Raw genomic sequence first — 18,323 nt, 5'->3', positions numbered from 1 at the left:
CCGGTGTGCGGGCTCATGGAGGGCAGGCCGGTCGTCGGCCCGGCGGCTCACGCATCAGGGCTCACGCCGTCTTCGACGGTGCCGGTGGCGACGCCTTGCCGGTGTTCGGCCGCTGGTCGGCCGAGAGCGGCGGCGAGGTCGTCCAGGTGCGCGGCCACCGGGCCGAGCGTCAGCACGCCGCTGCCCGCCCCGGCCAGCTCGCCCGCGGCGGGCAGCAGCGCGGCGTGGGCGCGTTCCATCGTCGTGCGGTCCCCGAGTGTGAGGGCCGCCCGGGCGGCGAGGCACCACAGGGCCTCCGTCAGCAGGTCGCGCGGCGGCTCGGGCAGGGCGCGCAGCGCTGCGGCCGCCTCGGCGCGGCGGTCGCGCGCCAGCAGCACCAGAGGCCGGGCCCACGGCGCGTACGGCCCCCAATCGGCATGTTCGACGTCGGGTGGGGGCTGCCCGTGCCGCAGGCGCAGGCACAGCAACGCGAGCGGCAGCAGGCCGCGCTCCATGCCGGGCATGCCGGCGCCGTCCGGCCGGGCGGCGGCCTCCCGGTAGGCGGCCTCGGCCTCCTCCACCGTCGCCCGGCCGGTCGCGTCCAGGCGCAGCGCCCGATACCAGGCGGTGAACACGCCCACCAGGGGCCGCTCGTGCCGTACGGCCAGGCGCTCGGCCTCGGCGGCGTGGGCGTCGGCGGTCGTGAAGTCCGCGAGCGCCGACCTGGCCTGCATCCGGATGAGATGCCCGAGCACCTCGAAGGTGACCAGGCCGTGCCGGGCGGAAAGATCCACCAGTTCGGCGCCGATCTCGGCGCGGCGGGCGGCCAGGCCCGTGCGGTGGAAGGTCTGCATGAACAGGCCGCTCAGCGCGAACGCCAGCAGCGCGGGGTCGTTCAGGCGCCGGGCGATCTCCTCGGCCTGCCGCGCCGCCCGCAGCCCGTGGCCGGAGCGGTCGCCGCGCGACTCCAGCGCGATCGTGGCCAGCAGGCGGGCCCGGGCCGCCTCGTGACCGGCGGCCTCGTGACCGGCAGCTCCGTGACCGGCAGCTCCGTGACCGGCGGCCAGGGCGGCCAGCGTGCGCCCGGCCGCCGTCACGATCCGCGCCGCCTGCCCGGGGTCGTCGGACCGGGTCCAGATGGCCGGGACGTCGAAGGCGCCGATCACCCGGGCGGTCAGCTCCGCGTCGCCGAGTTCCTCGGCCGCCTCGATCGCGGCCACGCGGTGCTCGCGCGCCGCCTGCAGGCCGCCGCCCCCGGTCACGGCGAGGTCGCGCAGCAGTCCTGCCGTCGTCTCAAGGCGGGCCCGCGCCCCGGATGCGACCGCGCGGTCGTACGCGGCGGTCGCCTGGGCCCACACCCGCGCGGCCGCGCCGGCGGCACCGGGCGAGGCGGGGTCGAGATGGCCGGCCTGGCGCAGGATGTCGGCCTCCAGGCGGCGCAGTCCCGGGCCCGGGTCCACTCCCAGCTCGTCCACCAGCAGCGCCCGCGCCCGGCGCAGCACGGCGAGCGCGTCGCCCTGCCGCCCGCTGCGGTACAGCGCGAGCGCGAGCAACCGCCAGGCCTCCTCCCGCCAGGGATGCCCGGCGGCGTGCGCGTCCAGGTCGGGCACCGCCTCGGCCGCCCGCCCCAGGGTCAGTCGCGTTTCGGCCCTGCGCTCGACCGCGTGCAGCCGGAGTTCGGCCAGGCGGGAGCGCTCGGCGCGGGCCCAGTCCTGGTCGGCGAACTCCGCGTAGGCGGGGCCGCGCCACCACCCCAGCGCCTCCTCCAGCCGTCCGAGCCCCTCTTCGGGTGGCAGCGCCGCGGCGGTGGCCACCGCGTGTTCGAAGCGCCAGGCGTCCACGGCGTCGGCGCCGGCCCGCAGCGCGTATCCCGGTCCCTCGGTGACCAGCAGCCGCGCGGGGGTGCGGGGCGGCCGGTCGGGTTCCAGCGCGCGGCGCAGCGCCGCCACGAACGTCCGTACGGCCCCGACCGCGCCGGCAGGCGGTTCGTCCCACAGGTCGTCGATCAGGCGGGTGACCGGGACGACGCGGCCGCGGGCGACGATCAGCCGGGCCAGCACCGCGCGGTGCCGCGGCCCCTTCAGTGCGATCGCGCCGCCGGTGCCGTCCCAGGCCGTCACCGGCCCCAGCACTCCGAACGCGATGCCCACCTGCGGCCCCCTTTCCGCGCGTACCCCCAGGTCAAAGCGACTGCCACGGCAACTGTCACGGTAGCGCGCTGATCGGATGCTCATTCACGCCCGGCAGCCTGGGGGCATCTGATCCCGCACAGAAAGGGGGCGCGTCATGGCGCCTGTCCTTCCCGGTTTCGACTACCTTCGCGTGCCGGTCGCCGACGGTGTGTCGCTGAACGCGGCCGTCGCCGGGTCGGGGAGCCCGATCGTGCTGCTGCACGGCTTCCCCCAGACCCACCTGATGTGGCGGCACGTCGCCGCCGACCTGGCCGCCGACCACACCGTGATCTGTCCCGACCTGCGCGGCTACGGCGCCAGCGACAAGCCGGCCGAGGCCGGTCGCGACACCTATTCCAAGCGCACGATGGCCGCCGACGTCGTCGCCCTGGCCCGGGCGCTCGGACATGAGCGGTTCGCGCTGGCCGGGCACGACCGCGGCGCGCTGGTCGCCTTCCGCGCCGGGCTCGACCACTCGGCGGCGATCAGTCACCTGGCCTGCCTCGACGTGCTGCCCACGCTGGACATGTGGGAGGTGATGCACGGCGCGGGCGCCGCCGTCGGGTTCCACCTGTACCTGATGGCCCAGCCGCCGGGCCTGCCCGAGCGGATGATCGGCGCGAGCGCGGACGCCTTCTTCGGCCACTTCCTCGACGTCTGGACCCTCGACGGCGGGGCGATACCCGCCGACGTACGCGCCGCCTATCTGGACGCCTGCCGCACGGCGGTGCCCTCGATCGTGGCGGACTATCGAGCTTCGGCGGGGATCGACGTGGACCACGACCGCGCGGACCGGGAGGCCGGGAACCGGCTGCGGATGCCGGTGACCGTGCTCCAGCAGGACTGGGGGGCCGCGCTCGGGTACGACGCCGAGGCGCTGTGGGGCGCCTGGGCCCCCGACCTGGTGCACGCGACGGCCACCTGTGGGCATTTCATGGCCGAGGAGGACCCGGCCGGTGTCGCCGGGGCCCTGCGCGCCCTTCTCACCCGCTGATCGAGGCACCGGTGCGCCTGCGGGGTCGGCCCCACGTCAGTCGCGACGATCACTGCGGTTGGCGATGATGACAGCGAACGGCGGGATCACCAACGCCACCGCGGACATCACCAGGGCGGCCAGGGGCGAGACCTCCCGCACGACCGTTCCGGCCAGGACGAACAGCGTGAGGCACGTGATCATCATGATCAAGTACGTCCGCTTGCGACGCTGCACGGTGTTCAGCCTATTTCCGCGGAGGGCGACGCCCTGGTGCGGGCCCGCCGATGGCTCCGTGGCTCGGAGCATCCCCGCGTACGATCCGCCGAGGTAGGAGATCTGGTCCTCGCCGGGCGCGGCCCCCACCCCCGCGCGTGAAACTTGCCCGTGTTCTCCCGGCTTGACAGGACACGCGGCCGCTCCGGCACAGTGGCCGGGCGGTCTTTCGCGCTCAAGGGTGTGTCCGGATCGTGCGGCCGGCTCCGACGTCCTTGGTGAAGCGGTGCGGAAGGTGCCCGCCGGAGAGGAACGAACCGTGAAGTACATGATCATGCTGTACGGCTCGCAGCAGGACCACGACGTCCTGGAGGGACGGCCGGGCCACGGGCCCGCCTGGTCGGCCGAGGACGTCGCGGCCATGCACGCGTTCATGACGGAGTGGAACGACGACCTGGTGAAGTCGGGGGAGTTCGTCGACGCCCAGGGCTTGACCGCCCCCGTCCACGCCCGCAGGATCCGGCTGCGTGAGGGCGTCCCCGTCGTCACCGACGGCCCGTACGCCGAGACCGAGGAGGTCCTGGCGGGCTACACGATCGTCGAGTGCGACAGCTTCGACCGGGCGACGCAGATCGCCGCGCGCCTGGCGCACACCCCGCATCCCGAGGGCGCGACCCTGGCGCACGAGTGGTACGTGGACATCCGGCCGATCGCCGAGTCACCGGCCGAGCCGGAGCTGTGACGACGCCCGGCGGCGAGGCCGAGGACCTGCTGCGCCGCCTGGCGCCGCGGGTCCTCGGCGCGGTCGTGCGACGGTACGGCCACTTCGACACCGCCGAGGACGCCGTGCAGGAGGCGCTGATCGCGGCCGCCGTGCGCTGGCCGGAGGACGGCCTGCCGGACAACCCGCTGGGCTGGCTCGTCACCGTCGCCGCCCGAAGGCTCACCGACCTGCTGCGCGCGGAACAGGCCCGGCGCGACCGGGAGGACGCCGCCGGCAGGCGGGCGCTTCCCGATTGGCGGCTCGCGCCCGCGGCGGACACGTCGACGGCCGAGTCCGACGACACGCTGGTCCTGCTGTTCATGTGCTGCCATCCCGTGCTGTCGCCCGCCTCGCAGATCGCCCTCACCCTCCGCGCGGTCGGCGGCCTGACCACCGCGCAGATCGCCAGGGCGTTCCTGGTGCCGGAGGCGACCATGGCCCGGCGCATCACCCGGGCCAAGGAACGCATCAGGGACAGCGGCCTCCCGTTCGGCATGCCCGCGGGAGCCGACCGCGACGCGCGGCTCCGCGCCGTCCTCCACGTGCTCTACCTGGTCTTCACCGAGGGGTACGCCGGGGAGGCCTGGCCTCGCCGGGAGGACCTGACGGCCGAGGCGATCCGGCTGGCCCGCGTCGTCCACCGGCTGCTGCCGGACGACGGCGAGGCGGCCGGGCTGCTCGCTCTCATGCTGCTCACCGACGCCCGCCGCGCCGCGCGCGCCACCCCGGACGGCACGCCGATCCCGATGGCCGAGCAGGACCGGACCCTGTGGGACGCCGCCCGCATCGACGAGGGCGTGACACTGGTCGACGCGGCCCTGTCGCGGGGGGCGCCCGGGCCATACCAGATCCAGGCGGCGATCGCCGCCCTGCACGACGAGGCGCTGAGCGCGGAGGCGACCGACTGGCCGCAGATCGCCGCGCTGTACGAGGTGCTGACGGCCATGTCGGCCAACCCCGTGACGACGCTGAACCACGCGGTCGCCGTGGCGATGAGCCGGGGCCCGCGGGCGGGACTGGATCTGCTCGACGGCCTGGAGGGAGACGAGCGGCTCGCCCGCGACCACCGCCTGCCCGCGGTGCGCGCGCACCTGCTGGAGATGGCCGGGCAGCGGGCGGCGGCGCGGGAGGCCTACCTGACGGCGGCCCGGCGGGCGGCGAGCCTGCCGCGCCGGCGCTACCTCAACGCCCGGGCCGCCCACCTGGGTGACGACGCCTGACGAGCCGGCCGGAGTCCAAGGGGTGTTTGCCGGAGCGGGACGCGTCAGCCGTCTTGGGCGGCGGTGTCGCGTGCGCGCAACGCGCGCTCCAGCGCACGCAGGGCGGGGACCGCGTCGAGCAGGGCCTGCGCCTGGTGATCGGGAAGCTCGGCGAGGATCTCGTCGAGGACCTTGGCCCAGGTCTCCTCGATGCGCCGGGAGTCGGCCACGGCCTTGGGCGTGGGCAGCACCCGGCCGGCGCGCCGGTCTGCCGGGTCGTTCTCCCGCTGGACCAGTCCCAGCTCTGCCAGATGCCGCAGCGCCGTGCTGACGTTGCTCGGCTTCATCTGCAACTCGGCGGCGAGCCTGCCGGGGCTCACGCCGGGCTCCCGGACGATCACACGCATCATGTCCGCCTCGGAGGCGGGCAACGGCTCCACGCCCGACCGGACGACGCCCGTGCGCAGCAGCGTGCGGGAGGTGTCCCGGAGAGCGGGCATGAGGTCCCGGAGCACGGCGAGACGGTCCACGCGTACATCGTAGGATATTTATGCATTTATAAGTATCTGTCTTCGGGAGTGTCATGTCCTCCGCTTCGCCGCCTCCGACCGGCTCCGGGGTCTCCCGGCCTCTGCTCGCCGTGCTGGCCCTGCTGTCGGCGGTGGCGCCGTTCGCCACCGACATGTACCTGCCGACGTTCACCGACATGGCCGCCGACCTCCAGACCAGCGCCTCCAGCGTGCAGCTCACGCTCACCGCGTTCTTCATCGGGATCGCCACCGGACAGCTCGTCATCGGACCGCTGTCCGACCGGTTCGGGCGGCGGCGGCCGATCCTGCTGGCCACCACCGTGGCCGTGGCCGCCTGCGTCGCGTGCGCGGTCGCGCCGAACGTCTGGACGCTCATCGCCTTCCGGTTCGCGCACGGATTCGCCGGCGCCGCCGGTGTCGTGGTCGCCCGCGCCGTGGTCGCCGACCGCACGAGCGGCAGGGAGACGGCCCGGCTGTTCTCGCTGCTGGCCGCCATCGGCGGCGTCGCGCCCGTCATCGCTCCGCTGGCGGGCGGCCTGCTGGCCGCCACGGGCTGGCGCAGCGTCTTCTGGGTGCTGGCCGCCGTCTCGGCGCTCATGCTGCTCGGCGCGGTCCTCGTCGTGCCGGAGACGCTTGCGCCCGAACGCCGGCACGGAGGCGGGATCGCGGCGACCGGCCGGGCGGCGCGGCGCCTGCTCGCCGACCGCGGATACCTCGGCTACACCTTCGCCTTCGGCTTCGGGTTCGCCGGGCTGATGGGGTACATCTCGGCCTCGCCCTTCGTCGTGCAGAACGTGCTGGGCCTGTCGACCACCGCCTACACCGTGACCTTCGCCGCCAACGCGCTGGGCCTGACGGCCGCCAGCATCGCCGGTGCCCGCCTGCTGCGCCGGTTCTCCCCGGAGCGGCTGTTGCGCGCCGCTCAGGGCGCGGTGCTGCTGCTGTCGGCCGTCCTGCTGGCGACGCTGGCCGCCGGCCTGCCGGCCGCGGCCGTGCTGCCGGTGTTGTTCCTGACGGTCAGCTGCTTCTCGCTCGTCATGGGCAACTCCTCGGCGCTGGCCGTCGGCCGGGCGCCGTACGCCACCGGCACGGCCGCCGCCGTGCTGGGCGCGCTGCAGTTCGGGTTCGGCGCCCTGGTGGCGCCGCTGGTCGGCGTGGGCGGGGAGGGGACCGCCCTGCCGATGGGCGTCACGCTGGTGGTCAGCGCCGTGCTGGGCAGCGGCGCTCACCTGGTCGCCGCGAAGGCCGCTCCCGCGGCGCCGTCCGCCTCGGAGGCCGCCTCCGTCGCCGAAGCCGCGTCCGCCGAAGCGGGGCGCTGTTGACGAGCGGCCGCGGGAGGCGCAGAGCCGGTCGGGACCCGTCCGTCACCCGGCGGGAGTGAAGCGGGACAGGTCGTAGATGCCGAGCGCCTTCTCGATGTCGGCGACCTGGTCGACCACGCCCGCGAAGCCGCGCGGCCCGAACCGACGGTGCTCTTCGTCTTCGAAGACCTCGCCCAGGCGGAGGAACTCCTTGGCGGGGACGACCTCACGGAACGCGGGGAACACCACCGTGTCCTCCCGCGCCTCGTGGGGCTCGTACATGCGGACGAACGCCGCCATGTCGGCGACCAGGGTGCGGGCGGCCCTGGCCCCCGTGGTGCGCCGGGTGGCGGCGAGGATGCGCCCGGTCAGCTCGCGGCCACGGCGGTGTTGCAGCACCAGGACCGAGACGGTGCCGGTGAGCCTGCCGGCCTCGCGCAGCCGGGGGAAGACGTACTTCTCCTCCAGGTGCTCGTGGTAGTCCTCGATGAAGCCGCGGATGATGCGGGCGGCGGCGTTCAGCGGCTGCGCGGGCGGCCGCTCGCCGTCCTCGATCCGCCGGATGCCCTCCCGGTAGACGAGCAGGAGACGCTTCAGCACGCCGTGCTCGCGCATGAGGTCCTCGGGCGGCGTCACCTCCGCCTCCTGCTCAGGGGTATGCGGCGCGGCCGCCGCCGAGGGGGCCGCTGCGGTCACCGCCGCCAGCGCGGCGGTGGACAGGCCAAGCAGGTCGCGGCGGCGCACCGCCGGTGAATCACGATCGTCCACGCCGTCTCCGTCCTCGCCCGGTCGCCGGGTTCCGCCCGCGTGCTCGCGATCGGAGACTCCCCCTCACGGCCGTACGCCACGCGGCGGCGTGGGTAAACGCTTCGCCCGCCCGGCCCGCGCCCTCCGAGGGGCAGTACGGTGATCGATGTCGGGATCGGTGTCACTGGAGGTCGCCATGGGCACGCCCGCACGCGCGGGTCAGGGGCCGCTGGAGCGCCGGCTGGGGCTGCCCGACGCCGTGGTCATCGGGCTGGGTTCGATGATCGGCGCTGGGATCTTCGCCGCCCTGTCGCCCGCGGCGCGGGCGGCAGGGTCTGGGCTGCTGCTCGGGCTGACGGCGGCGGCGGTGGTGGCCTACTGCAACGCGACCTCCTCGGCCCGGCTGGCCGCGCGCTACCCCGTCTCCGGCGGCACCTATGTGTACGGGCGGGAGCGGCTGGGGGACTTCTGGGGCTACCTGGCGGGGTGGGCGTTCGTGATCGGCAAGATCGCCTCGTGCGCGGCGATGGCGCTGACCGTCGGCTCCTACGTGTGGCCGGAGCAGGCCCACGCGGTGGCGGTGGCGGCCGTGGTGGCGCTGACCGCGGTGAACTACGCGGGAATCCACAAGAGCGCCTGGCTCACCCGGGTCATCGTCGGGGCGGTCCTCGCGGTGCTGGCCGCCGTGGTGGTCGCGGGCCTGACCTCCGGCGCCGCGGACCCGGGGCGGCTGGACGTCGGGGCCGACGCCACCGCCGGCGGGGTGCTGCAGGCTGCGGGTCTGCTGTTCTTCGCCTTCGCCGGTTACGCCCGCATCGCCACCCTCGGTGAGGAGGTGCGCGACCCGGCGCGGACCATACCCCGCGCGATTCCGCTCGCGCTCGGGCTCACCCTGGTCGTCTACGCGGCGGTCGCGGTGTCCGCGCTCGCCGTGCTTGGCGGCGCGGGACTGGGGAACGCGGTCGCGCCCCTGGCCGCCGTCGTGCGGGAGGCCGGGCATCCCGGCCTGGCCCCGGTCGTACGGGCGGGCGCCGCGCTCGCCGCGACCGGCTCGCTGCTCGCGCTGATCCTCGGGGTGTCCCGCACCACGCTGGCCATGGCCCGCGACCGGCACCTGCCGCACGTGCTGGCCGCCGTCCATCCCCGTTTCAACGTGCCCCACCGCGCCGAGTTGGCCGTGGGCGCGGTCGTGGCGATCCTGGCCGCGACCGCGGACCTGCGCGGCGCGATCGGGTTCTCCTCCTTCGGCGTGCTGGTCTACTACGCCGTCGCCAACGCCAGTGCCTGGACCCTCGGCGCCGGTGAGGGACGGCCGCCGCGGGTCGTGCCCGCCGTCGGCCTGGCCGGGTGCCTGATCCTGGCCTTCGCCCTGCCGCTGTCCTCGGTGGTCTCCGGGGCCGCCGTGCTCGCCGCCGGCGCCGCCGTTTACGGCCTGCGCCGGGCCGTCACCTGACGAGCGGTGCTTGAGACTCCCGGGGGAATACCATGGGCGGATGCGACCCGAAGTCTCAAGCCCGGTGAGCCGGAGGGCGCTGCGCCCGGTCGATCTGGCGCGGGAGGCAGGGGTCTCCACCCAGCAGATCCGCAACTACGCCGACGCGGGGATCCTCCCGCCCGCCGAGCGGACGGCCGCCGGCTACCGCAGGTTCGACACGCGGCACCGCGAGGCCCTGCTCGCCTACCGGGCGCTGGCCAAGGGGTACGGTTGGGAGGCCGCCCGTTCGATCATGCTGGCGGTGCACGACGGCGACCTGGCGGGCGCGCTCGCACTCGTGGACGCCTGCCACGCCGCGCTGCACCAGCAGCGGCTCGCCCTGCGGGCGACGGGGGAGGCGCTCGAGGCGGTGGCCGGGCAGGATCCCGGCGGCCCGGCGGCGCCGCAGTCCGTCCTGCGTATCGGGGAGGTGGCCGCCCTCCTCGGCGTACGCGCCTCGGCGCTGCGGGTGTGGGAGGCCGCCGGGCTGCTGACGCCGCAGCGCGAGCCGGGCACCGGCTACCGGTGGTACGGCCCGGCCGAGGTCCGCGACGCCCGCATGATCCACATGCTCCGGCAGGGGCGGTATCCGCTTGCGCGGATCGGGGACGTGCTCGACGGCCTGCGCCGCACCGGCAGCACCGACGCGCTGCGCGCCGCCCTCACCGAACGCGGCGCCGCCCTCGCCTCCACGGCCGTCGCCATGCTCGAAGGATCGGCCCGCCTGCGTGACTACGTCACCGGCGCAGCCGCGCGCTGATCCGCCCTGCGAGCGGGGCGCGGCCTGGTTCCTATCACGGTGGTCGCGTCCAGCTCCTCGTCGTGCGTCAGGCGTGCGGCGAGCCCGGCGCGGGCGACGGCGTCGGCGGTCTCCCTGGCCTGGCTCTCGCTCGTCTCCACCAGCAGGTGGCCGTCCGGCGTGAGCCAGTCGTCCGCCCCGGCGACGACCCGCCGTACGAGGTCGAGCCCGTCCGCGCCGCCGTCGAGCGCGACCTGCGGCTCGTGGACGCGCGCCTCCGGCGGCAGCAGCCCGATCGCGCCGGTGGGCACGTACGGCGGGCTGGCGACGAGGACGTCCACCCGGCCCCGCAGGGCGGTGGGCAGGGCCGCGTACAGGTCGCCCTCGTACACCCTGCCACCCGCCGTGGCGAGGTTGCGGCGGGCGCAGCGTACGGCGGCGGGGTCGACGTCCACGGAGTGCAGCTCGATCGGCCCGACGGCGGCGGCCAGCGCCGCGCCCAGCGCGCCCGAGCCGCAGCACAGGTCGACGACGACGGCGCCCGGCCGGGCCAGTGCGGCGGCCTGGCGGACCAGGAACTCGCTGCGCGGCCGGGGCACGAAGACCCCCGGGTCGACGACCAGCCGCAGTCCGCAGAACTCAGCCCACCCGAGGACGTGTTCCAGGGGCAGGCCGCAGGCGCGCCGGTCCACCATGTCGTCGAGCTCGGCCGGCGTACGCGCGGCGGAGACCAGCAGACGGGCCTCATCTTCGGCGAACACGCACCCGGCGGCCCGCAGCCGGGCCACGATCGAGGGAAGAGCGGGGGAGAAGGACAGTGACAAGGGAGAGCCTTTCGGTGTGCCGAGGGCGCTCCCGCGGTCGCCTGTCTCTACGCGACCCTACGTACGGGGAGAGGGGAGCACCCGATCTGTTCAGCGGTAATGGGGCTCACCTCCTCGCGTCGTCGCCGCCGTGACCGGCACCTTACACCAGACCGTCTACTCGCGGCGGAGGGGCGGGCGGTGGGCCCAGGTGGCCCAGCGCCACAGCCACTCCAGCGGGCCCTGCCGGTAGCGGCGCAGCCACAGGGTGGACCACACCCACTGGACGGCGAGGATGACGCCGGCGATCAGGGGCACGGCCGAGGCCGGCCAGGTGTGCGGCGGGCCGTCGAGCGCGCGGCTCGCCACCAGCACGAGGACCGTCGCGGACAGATAGTTGGTCAGCGCCATCCGTCCGAGCGGCGCGAACACGGCCAGCAGCACCGGCCGCAGCGGGGTCCTGAGCACAACCAGCAGGACGCAGACGTACACCCCGGCGATCAGCAGCCCGGCCCCGGCCAGTGAGATGCTGAAACTGCGGTCGGCCGGGTCGAACCGGGTCTGGAGCCACAGCACGGGCGCCGCGGCGGCGGCCAGGACCAGCCCCAGCGTGGCCGGCACGCGCGCCGACTGCTCCAGCCGGTCGATCACGCCATACCGGACCAGCGCCGAGCCCAGCAGGAACAGTCCGGCGATCAGGGCGATCCGGTCGCCTCCGACGAGCAGCGACACCGCGACGAACACGGGAGCGAGGACGGCGACCGCCAGGCGGGGCAACCAGGTCGAGGGCAGCAACACCAGCAGGCCGACGACGGCGTAGGTGCTCAAGATGTCGCCGTGCCACAGCAGCACGAAGTGGGCCACGCCGAGCGCGAGCAGCACCAGCAGCCGGCGCAGCAGAACCACGCGCGGGCGGGCAGCGCGGGCGGCAGCGGAGTCCAGCAGCAGCGAGAACCCGACGCCGAAGAGCAGGGAGAAGATCGGGAAGAAGCGCTGATCGACGAGCAGGCCCAGCCAGGCGGCCTCGCTGCCCCCAGGAGTGGACGGGGCGACGAACGCGCCGGTCGCGGCGATCGGCTGGACGTTGGCGAGCAGGATCCCGCACAACGCGAACCCGCGTACGACGTCGAGCGCGGCGATGCGCGCGCGGCCCGCGGAGGTGGTGACTTGGCCGGTCCCGCCGGGCCGCGGGAGCGCGGCGGGGGAGGTGACGTTCTCACGGTGCATGGGGCTTCATCCTGCGGGCGGCGGCCCCCTGCCGTTATGGGCCGGAAGCATGATTCGCGCCGCCCGCGACCGTACTTCCGGCCAATTCCGGAGGCCGGGCTCAGCGCCGCGGCGGTGCAGGTGGTGTGGCGTCCCTCGTCCTGCCAGGACCGGCGCCCGGTACGTCACCGGGCCCGGTCAGACACTCCCTAGCCGGGCGGCACGGGGCGCGATCAGCCCTGGCCGGCTTGCCGCGCCGTGCGCTCCAGCCGGTTTCGGTAACTCTCCCACCACTCCTGATCGCCGGAGGGCAGGTTGAGGTTGCCGTCCCGCACTCCGGTCGCTCCGTCGATGAGCTCCCTGACGATGTCGGCGTGGCCGGCGTGCCGGTTGGTTTCGGCGATCACGTGCACCAGGATCTGGTGCAGCGTCACCTCGCTCCGCTCGTCCGGCCACCACCGCACACGGCCGATCGCGTCGAGTGCCAGCGTGGCGATCGTGGTGTCCGCGTGCTGCCATACCCGGCGGTACAGTCCGACGATCTCTTCGCGTGACTCGTCCGCCGTGGCCCACATGTCCGCGTTGTCCTCGGCGTCGTCCGCCATCCACGGCAGCGATTCGCCGAACGGCCGCCCGAAGGTCTCGCCGAAGTAGCCCTCCTCCACCCCGGCGAGGTGTTTGACGAGCCCCAGGAGGTTGGTGCCGGTGGGGGTCAGCGGGCGGCGGATCTCATACTCGGAGAGCCCGTCGAGCTTCCACAGCAGCGCGTCGCGGGCGGCTTGCAGATAGCGTTGCAGATCCTTCTTCGGTTCCGGTGCGGTCATGCCGGGCAGTCTCTCAGCCGGCGCCGGCAGCCCGCATCGGCATTTCCCTGCGCCGCCGCCGAGCCGAGCCCGGCCGGTCCTCCCGCGATGCGGAAAGCCCCGCCCCCGGCGGGTGCCGGGGACGGGGCGTGGCGGAGCCGGGGTCAGCAGACGATGAAGATGCTCTGCCAGCCGACTGGAGTCCTCTGCTCCGCGTTCCTGTCGGAGGCGAGCGTGAAGTGGGCGACGCCCTGCGCGTCGGGCTGGTTGTACATCCGGCCGCTCTGGCCGTCGCCATACCACCGGTACGACCCGTGGAAAGGGATGTTGGACACGCCGCAGCGGTCGATGACCACCGACCTGCCGCTGAAGCCGGGCCCCTCATAGGCGACGTACTGTGAGGCGTAGGCGGCACCGGCGCTGATCGCGATTGTCGCGGCCGTCAGGGCGGGGACGAGGACGAACCTTTTCATGACGCTCCTTGGACGAGGCCGAACTCCTACTTTGAGTAATCGAATGGTAACGGAGAGTGTTCGTTTCGTCACCCCCCCTGCTTGCGGCGGGAGCTCAGGTGATGGTCGGCGTCGCCACTTCTGTCGGGGTGGCGAGCTGGTCGAGAGCAGGTCGCGCCATATCCGGGTCGTCGGCAGAGCGCGCGGACGATGATCGACTCTGGGGTTGTCTACGTACACTGTCGGGCATGGCATGCCGCATCAGTGAGCTGGTCATCGACGCCGCCGACCCCGATCGGCTCGCCGCGTTCTGGAGCGAGGTCCTCGGCTACGTCGAACTCGGCCGGGAAGACGACGGAAGCATCGAGATCGGGCCGCCCGACGCCGGCTTCGGCGGCCCGCAGCCCACCCTCGTCCTCAGCCCCAGCAGCGACCCGCGGCCCGGGAAGCTCCGGCTGCACATTGACGTCAACGCCACCGACCGAGACCAGGACGCCGAGCTGGAGCGGCTGCTCGCTCTCGGCGCCAGGCCCGCCGACGTCGGTCAGACCGGCACCGAGAACTGGCACGTCCTGGCCGACCCTGAAGGCAACGAATTCTGCCTCCTGCACACCCGGCTTCAGCCCCTCTGACCACATGCGTCCTGGCGCCAAGCCGCCTTGCGGGAACCGCGGGTCGGGGTGGGCGAAGCCCGCGGTGAGGACCAGTGCGGTGACGCGATCGGAGAGCGGATGCCCTGTTCGTGCCTGGCGCGAACAGGGCCAGCGGGAGGCGTGGGGTGCCTGATGTGCGAGTAGAGGCTGCCGTCCCGCACGCCGGCCGTCTTCGGGACCTCAGGGTCTCCAGCCCCACCTCGTCGGCCGGTTCCGCCTTCCCTGCCTTCCTAGGACTCCTAGGGGAAAACATAATCAATTGCCCTTAAAACCGCCGGACGATAGCTTCGTGCCTATGAAGCCAATTGCCGAGCGCGAGATCCGCGCCTCGTTCGTCAACTGCACCAAGGGCGAGGCCAAACGCCTTGCCGTGCCGAGGGATCTGGATGTGCGGCCCTGGGACGACCTGGACTTCCTGGGCTGGCAGGATCTCTCCTCGCCGGGCCGCGCGTACCTGGTCGCCGAGCAGGGAGACCGTCTGGTCGGGGTGGCGCTACGACGGGCCACCTCGAATGCCGGACATGTGCGGCGCAGCATGTGCTCGCTCTGCCTGACCACGCACACCGGCGATGGTGTGTCGCTGATGACCGCCCGCCGTTCCGGCGGCAGCGGCAACTCCGTGGGCGCCTACATCTGCACCGACCTGGCCTGCTCCCTCTACCTGCGGGGCAAGAAGGACGTCGGGCCCGGCGGACGGATGCCCGAATCGCTCACGCTCGAAGAGAAGATCAGCAGGACCGTGGTCAACGTGAGCGAGTTCCTCCAGAAGGTGACCGCCTGATCGGCACTCCCCGCTGAGATCGCTCTTGATCGGCCTGGGGCAGGCGTTCGCCGACTTCGCCATGGGTCCAGGGACGCCATCAGCGCGGCAGTGTGACGAGCCCCATCTCATAGGCGATGATCACGAGCTGGACCCGGTCCCGGGCGCCCAGTTTGGTGAGCAGCCGTGACACGTGCGCCTTGGTGGTGGCCACCGTGATGAAGAGGTCCTCCGCGATCTCGGTGTTCGACCGGCCGCGTCCGACCAGGGTCAGCACTTCCCGTTCCCCGGGGGCGAGGAACCGGCGGACAGCCGTTGGCGCTGAGAAGGATCAAGGCGCACTTACGGTTGAAAGATCCTCACTTGTAACGGGTCAATCACTATGAGTTGATCGCGACCTATATAGCCCTACCGTGCGGGCTACGCCTCGTTCATCGAGGTGCCATCGCTGTCAGACATGGAGAAGTTCTTCTTCCTCGACAGCTTCGGCCGGAATGTGATCGCGCAGTCGAGGGCCGATTCTCACCGGCTGGGCGTCGCCGTCCAGATCGGGACCGTTCGGTACAAGGGGTTGTTCCTGGAGGATCCGCTGGCGGTGCCCTGGCCGGTGGTGGACTATCTGGCCGAGCAGCTGGGGATCGGTGACGCGTCGCAGGTCAAGAAGTATGCCGAGCGGCCCAAGACGACGTACGAGCACGCCTGGATGATCCGGGACGCCTACGGTTACCACACCTTCGATGACACCAGCAGTTGGAGCGAACGGCAGCTGACGCGCCAGTTCCGGACCTTCCTGCATGGCCGGGCCTGGACACACGCCGAGGGGCCGGTGGCGCTGTTCGAGCAGTCGGTGGCGTGGCTACGGCGGCATCGGGTGCTGCTGCCCGGGGTGACCGTGCTGGAACGCCTGGTAGGCAGCGTGCGGGAACGGGCCGATGTCCGCATGTACACCGTGGTGGCCAAGCAGGTGCGCCGTGCCGATCCGCGCCTGCCGACCGCGTTGTCGGATCTGCTGGTGGTGCCGGAGGGCTCGCGCATCTCGGAGTTGGAGAAGCTGCGGCAGGCGCCCAAGCGCACCTCGGGTACGGAGATGGTGCGGGCGCTGCAGCGGGTGGACAACCTGGCCGGCTTCGGGCTGGGCCGGGTTGCGGTGTCGAAGGTGCCGGTGCGGCGGATGAAGACGCTGGCCAAGTACGGGGCGGGCAGCAAGGCGCCGGCGCTGGACCGGCTGGTCGAGCCGCGCCGGACGGCGACGCTGCTAGCGGTCACCCGGAGCCTGGAGGCCGAGGCGATCGACGACGCTCTCGATCTGTTCGCGCTGCTGATGGCCACCCGGTTGATCAGCCCGGCCCGCCGCAAGTCCGCCGACGAACGGCTGCGGATGCTGCCCCGGCTGGAGCGGGCCTCCAAGCTGGTGGCCAAGGCCGGCCGTGTGCTGGTCGACCAGCTTGACCTGGTCGACCAGGAGGGCGCCGACCTCGATGTGGCGGCGATGTGGGCCGCGGTGGCCGAGATCGCCGGCGCCAGCAAGGAGCAGGTCCGTGCGGCGCTGGGCGTGGTGGAGGAACTGGTCCCCGAGTCCGACGGCGCGGCCGAGGCGGCGATGCGCGCCGCGCTGGTGGAGAAGTACCACACCGTGCGCCCGTTCCTGCGGCTGCTGGGCGAGTCCAAGGCGCTGGCGGCGGCACCGGGCGGGCGGCGCGTTCTGGCCGCCGTGCGTCGACTCCCGGAGCTGTCGCGACGGCAGGTCAGCAAGAAGCCGCTGCTGCCCAAGGAGATCGACGCCGCGCTGGTGACCGCGTCCTGGAAGCGGGCGGTGTATGCCAACCCGGACCTGCCGCAGGGCGCGGTGGATCGTGACGCGTACGTCGTGTGCGTGCTGGAGCACCTGATGCGGGCCCTGACGATCAGGGACGTGTTCGCCTCACCGTCGCTGCGCTGGGCCGACCCGCGCGCGCATCTGCTGGCCGGCCCGCAGTGGGAGGCGATCGCCGAGGACGTGCTGGCCTCCCTGTCGCTCACCGACCCCGTCCAGAAGCATTTGAACGACAAGGTCCTGGCCCTGGACGCGGCCTGGAAGCAGATGGCCGCCCGGCTGGAGGAGGCGGGCGAGGACGCGCTGGTCTCGGTGGTGACCCCGGCCGGCGGCGGGCGGGCCCGGCTGTCGGTGGAGAAGCTCGGCGCGCTCGGCGAGAGCGAGTCGCTGGCATGGCTGCGGGCCGCCTGCCAGGCGATGCTGCCCCGCATCGACCTGCCCGAGCTACTACTGGAGGTGCACGCCTGGACCGGGTTCCTGGACGCCTACGTGCACCTGGCCGACATCTCCACCCGCATGAACGACCTGCCGAGATCGCTGGTGGCGCTGCTGATCAGCGAGGCGTGCAACGTCGGGCTGACGCCGGTGCTCAAGGCCGGGGATGAGGCGCTGACCCGGGGCCGGCTCTCGCACGTGGATCAGAACTATGTGCGTGCCGAGACGCACGCCGCGGCCAACGCGATCCTGATCGAGCACCAGGGCAAGGTGCCGATCGTCGCGGCGTGGGGCGGCGGCTTGCTGGCGTCGGTGGACGGGCTGCGGTTCGTCGTCCCGGTCAAGACGATCAACGCCGGGCCCTCACCTAAGTACTACGGCTACAAAAGGGGCCTGACCTGGCTCAACGCAGTCAATGATCAAGTAGCGGGGATCGGGCAGATGGTCGTGCCGGGCACGCCCCGCGATTCCCTGTACATCCTGGACTGCCTGATCAACCTGGACGCCGGACCGAAACCCGAGGTGGTCACGACGGACCAGGACAGCGACATGGTGTTCGGGATCTTCTCCATGCTCGGCTACCGGTTCGCGCCCCGCTTCGCCGACCTGGGCGACCAGCGGTTCTGGCGGGCCGACCTGCCTGACGGCAGCACCGGCGACTACGGGGTGCTGGAGGCGATCGCCCGCAACAAACTGAACCCCAAGAAGGTGATCACCAGTGGCCGGACATGCTCCGCGTCGCCGGATCGCTGGTGACCAACCAAGTGCGCGCCTACGACCTGCTGCGCATGTTCGCCCGCCAGGGTTCTCCGACGCCGCTGGGGCAGGCCTTCGCCGAGTACGGCCGCATCGACAAGACGATGCACCTGCTCAGCATGCTGGACCCGATGGATTCCAGCTACCGCCGGAGCTGGGCAAACAGCTGTCGGTCCAGGAATCCCGGCATCGCCTGGCCCGCAAGATCTGCCACGGCAACTCCGGCCGGATCCGGCAGGCATATCGGGAAGGCCAGGAGGACCAACTGGCAGCTCTGGGACTTGTCGTCAATGCCGTCGTGTTGTGGAACTCACGGTATCTGTCGGCGATCGTGGACCAGTTACACGCCCAGGGTGTGCCGGTCAAGGACGAGGACGTGGCGCGGCTGTCCCCGCTGGGCCACGCCCACCTCAACTGCCTGGGCCGCTACGCGATCGCCTCCTCGGCCCCGGACAAGGGTCTGCGGCCGCTCGGCACGGCGACGTTACCCAAGGCCAACCCCGCCAGTGCCACTGTCGTGGACGAGGACGGCGTCTGAAGCGCGGGCCGT

16 protein-coding genes and 2 pseudogenes are annotated in these 18,323 nt (G+C 73.0%); 9 read left to right on the top strand and 9 right to left on the bottom strand.

Translation table 11 applies throughout. The features are described from left to right. Positions 1 to 47 precede the first annotated feature (47 nt). Positions 48 to 2,129: a BTAD domain-containing putative transcriptional regulator gene (locus ACQEVJ_RS22890; RefSeq protein ID WP_433104171.1), complete on the bottom strand. Its 2,082-nt coding sequence runs from the start codon at positions 2,127 to 2,129 to the stop codon at positions 48 to 50. Positions 2,130 to 2,265: 136 nt separating this feature from the next. On the opposite strand from ACQEVJ_RS22890, the gene ACQEVJ_RS22885 reads away from it, so the two are divergent. Continuing rightward, complete coding sequence (locus ACQEVJ_RS22885; protein WP_433104169.1) at positions 2,266 to 3,144, top strand: alpha/beta fold hydrolase; 879 nt, start codon at positions 2,266 to 2,268, stop codon at positions 3,142 to 3,144. Positions 3,145 to 3,180: 36 nt separating this feature from the next. Here the strand turns inward: ACQEVJ_RS22885 and ACQEVJ_RS22880 are convergent, their stop codons facing one another. Further along, a complete protein-coding gene (locus tag ACQEVJ_RS22880) occupies positions 3,181 to 3,360 on the bottom strand; it encodes a DUF3099 domain-containing protein (RefSeq protein WP_433104167.1) in 180 nt (59 codons plus the stop codon). Positions 3,361 to 3,667: 307 nt separating this feature from the next. Here ACQEVJ_RS22880 and ACQEVJ_RS22875 point away from each other — a divergent pair, with 307 nt between their 5' ends. After that, a complete protein-coding gene (locus tag ACQEVJ_RS22875; RefSeq protein WP_433112899.1) occupies positions 3,668 to 4,081 on the top strand; it encodes a YciI family protein in 414 nt (137 codons plus the stop codon). Further along, positions 4,078 to 5,322: an RNA polymerase sigma factor gene (locus ACQEVJ_RS22870; protein ID WP_433104165.1), complete on the top strand. Its 1,245-nt coding sequence runs from the start codon at positions 4,078 to 4,080 to the stop codon at positions 5,320 to 5,322. Before ACQEVJ_RS22875 ends, ACQEVJ_RS22870 begins: the two co-directional genes overlap by 4 nt. 44 nt (positions 5,323 to 5,366) lie before the next feature. Here the strand turns inward: ACQEVJ_RS22870 and ACQEVJ_RS22865 are convergent, their stop codons facing one another. After that, positions 5,367 to 5,831: a MarR family winged helix-turn-helix transcriptional regulator gene (locus tag ACQEVJ_RS22865; RefSeq protein WP_433104163.1), complete on the bottom strand. Its 465-nt coding sequence runs from the start codon at positions 5,829 to 5,831 to the stop codon at positions 5,367 to 5,369. A 53-nt stretch (positions 5,832 to 5,884) separates the two neighbouring features. On the opposite strand from ACQEVJ_RS22865, the gene ACQEVJ_RS22860 reads away from it, so the two are divergent. Beyond that, positions 5,885 to 7,153, top strand: a complete 1,269-nt coding sequence (locus ACQEVJ_RS22860) for a multidrug effflux MFS transporter (protein ID WP_433104161.1) — start codon at positions 5,885 to 5,887, stop codon at positions 7,151 to 7,153. A gap of 42 nt (positions 7,154 to 7,195) precedes the next feature. Here the strand turns inward: ACQEVJ_RS22860 and ACQEVJ_RS22855 are convergent, their stop codons facing one another. After that, positions 7,196 to 7,900, bottom strand: coding sequence for a hemerythrin domain-containing protein (locus ACQEVJ_RS22855; protein WP_433104159.1), 705 nt, complete (start codon positions 7,898 to 7,900; stop codon positions 7,196 to 7,198). Between the two features lie 175 nt (positions 7,901 to 8,075). On the opposite strand from ACQEVJ_RS22855, the gene ACQEVJ_RS22850 reads away from it, so the two are divergent. After that, positions 8,076 to 9,332 (top strand): APC family permease, encoded by a 1,257-nt coding sequence (locus ACQEVJ_RS22850; RefSeq protein ID WP_433112896.1) that lies wholly within the window; start codon positions 8,076 to 8,078, stop codon positions 9,330 to 9,332. Between the two features lie 40 nt (positions 9,333 to 9,372). Then, the gene (locus ACQEVJ_RS22845) at positions 9,373 to 10,113 is read left to right on the top strand and encodes a MerR family transcriptional regulator (protein WP_433104157.1); all 741 of its coding nucleotides are present in this window, start codon (positions 9,373 to 9,375) and stop codon (positions 10,111 to 10,113) included. Here ACQEVJ_RS22845 and ACQEVJ_RS22840 read toward each other — a convergent pair. From ACQEVJ_RS22840 to ACQEVJ_RS22825, 4 genes are all read right to left on the bottom strand, one after another. Next, the gene (locus ACQEVJ_RS22840; RefSeq protein WP_433104156.1) at positions 10,086 to 10,916 is read right to left on the bottom strand and encodes a putative protein N(5)-glutamine methyltransferase; all 831 of its coding nucleotides are present in this window, start codon (positions 10,914 to 10,916) and stop codon (positions 10,086 to 10,088) included. The genes ACQEVJ_RS22845 and ACQEVJ_RS22840 overlap by 28 nt on opposite strands. Positions 10,917 to 11,072: 156 nt before the next feature. Next, positions 11,073 to 12,122 (bottom strand): DUF418 domain-containing protein, encoded by a 1,050-nt coding sequence (locus ACQEVJ_RS22835; RefSeq protein WP_433104154.1) that lies wholly within the window; start codon positions 12,120 to 12,122, stop codon positions 11,073 to 11,075. 212 nt (positions 12,123 to 12,334) lie between these two features. After that, positions 12,335 to 12,925: a DinB family protein gene (locus tag ACQEVJ_RS22830; protein WP_433104152.1), complete on the bottom strand. Its 591-nt coding sequence runs from the start codon at positions 12,923 to 12,925 to the stop codon at positions 12,335 to 12,337. A gap of 143 nt (positions 12,926 to 13,068) precedes the next feature. Next, positions 13,069 to 13,377: a MiAMP1 family antimicrobial peptide gene (locus ACQEVJ_RS22825; RefSeq protein ID WP_433104150.1), complete on the bottom strand. Its 309-nt coding sequence runs from the start codon at positions 13,375 to 13,377 to the stop codon at positions 13,069 to 13,071. Between the two features lie 227 nt (positions 13,378 to 13,604). Between ACQEVJ_RS22825 and ACQEVJ_RS22820 the strand changes: the two genes are divergently transcribed. Next, on the top strand, positions 13,605 to 13,988 hold the full coding sequence (locus ACQEVJ_RS22820; RefSeq protein ID WP_433104148.1) for a VOC family protein: 384 nt from the start codon (positions 13,605 to 13,607) through the stop codon (positions 13,986 to 13,988). Between the two features lie 316 nt (positions 13,989 to 14,304). Beyond that, entirely contained in the window at positions 14,305 to 14,790 is a 486-nt protein-coding gene (locus ACQEVJ_RS22815; protein WP_433104146.1) for an FBP domain-containing protein, read from the top strand. 79 nt (positions 14,791 to 14,869) lie between these two features. Here the strand turns inward: ACQEVJ_RS22815 and ACQEVJ_RS22810 are convergent. After that, positions 14,870 to 15,067: pseudogene (locus tag ACQEVJ_RS22810) on the bottom strand (response regulator transcription factor); the annotation flags it as partial. Positions 15,068 to 15,202: 135 nt separating this feature from the next. On the opposite strand from ACQEVJ_RS22810, the pseudogene ACQEVJ_RS22805 reads away from it, so the two are divergent. Beyond that, positions 15,203 to 18,311 (top strand): annotated as a pseudogene (locus tag ACQEVJ_RS22805) (Tn3 family transposase). Positions 18,312 to 18,323 lie beyond the last annotated feature (12 nt).

This window comes from Microbispora sp. CA-102843, assembly GCF_050936215.1.
In the GTDB taxonomy this organism is placed as follows: Bacteria; Actinomycetota; Actinomycetes; order Streptosporangiales; family Streptosporangiaceae; genus Microbispora.
This window is presented reverse-complemented; position numbering and strand designations above follow the sequence as displayed.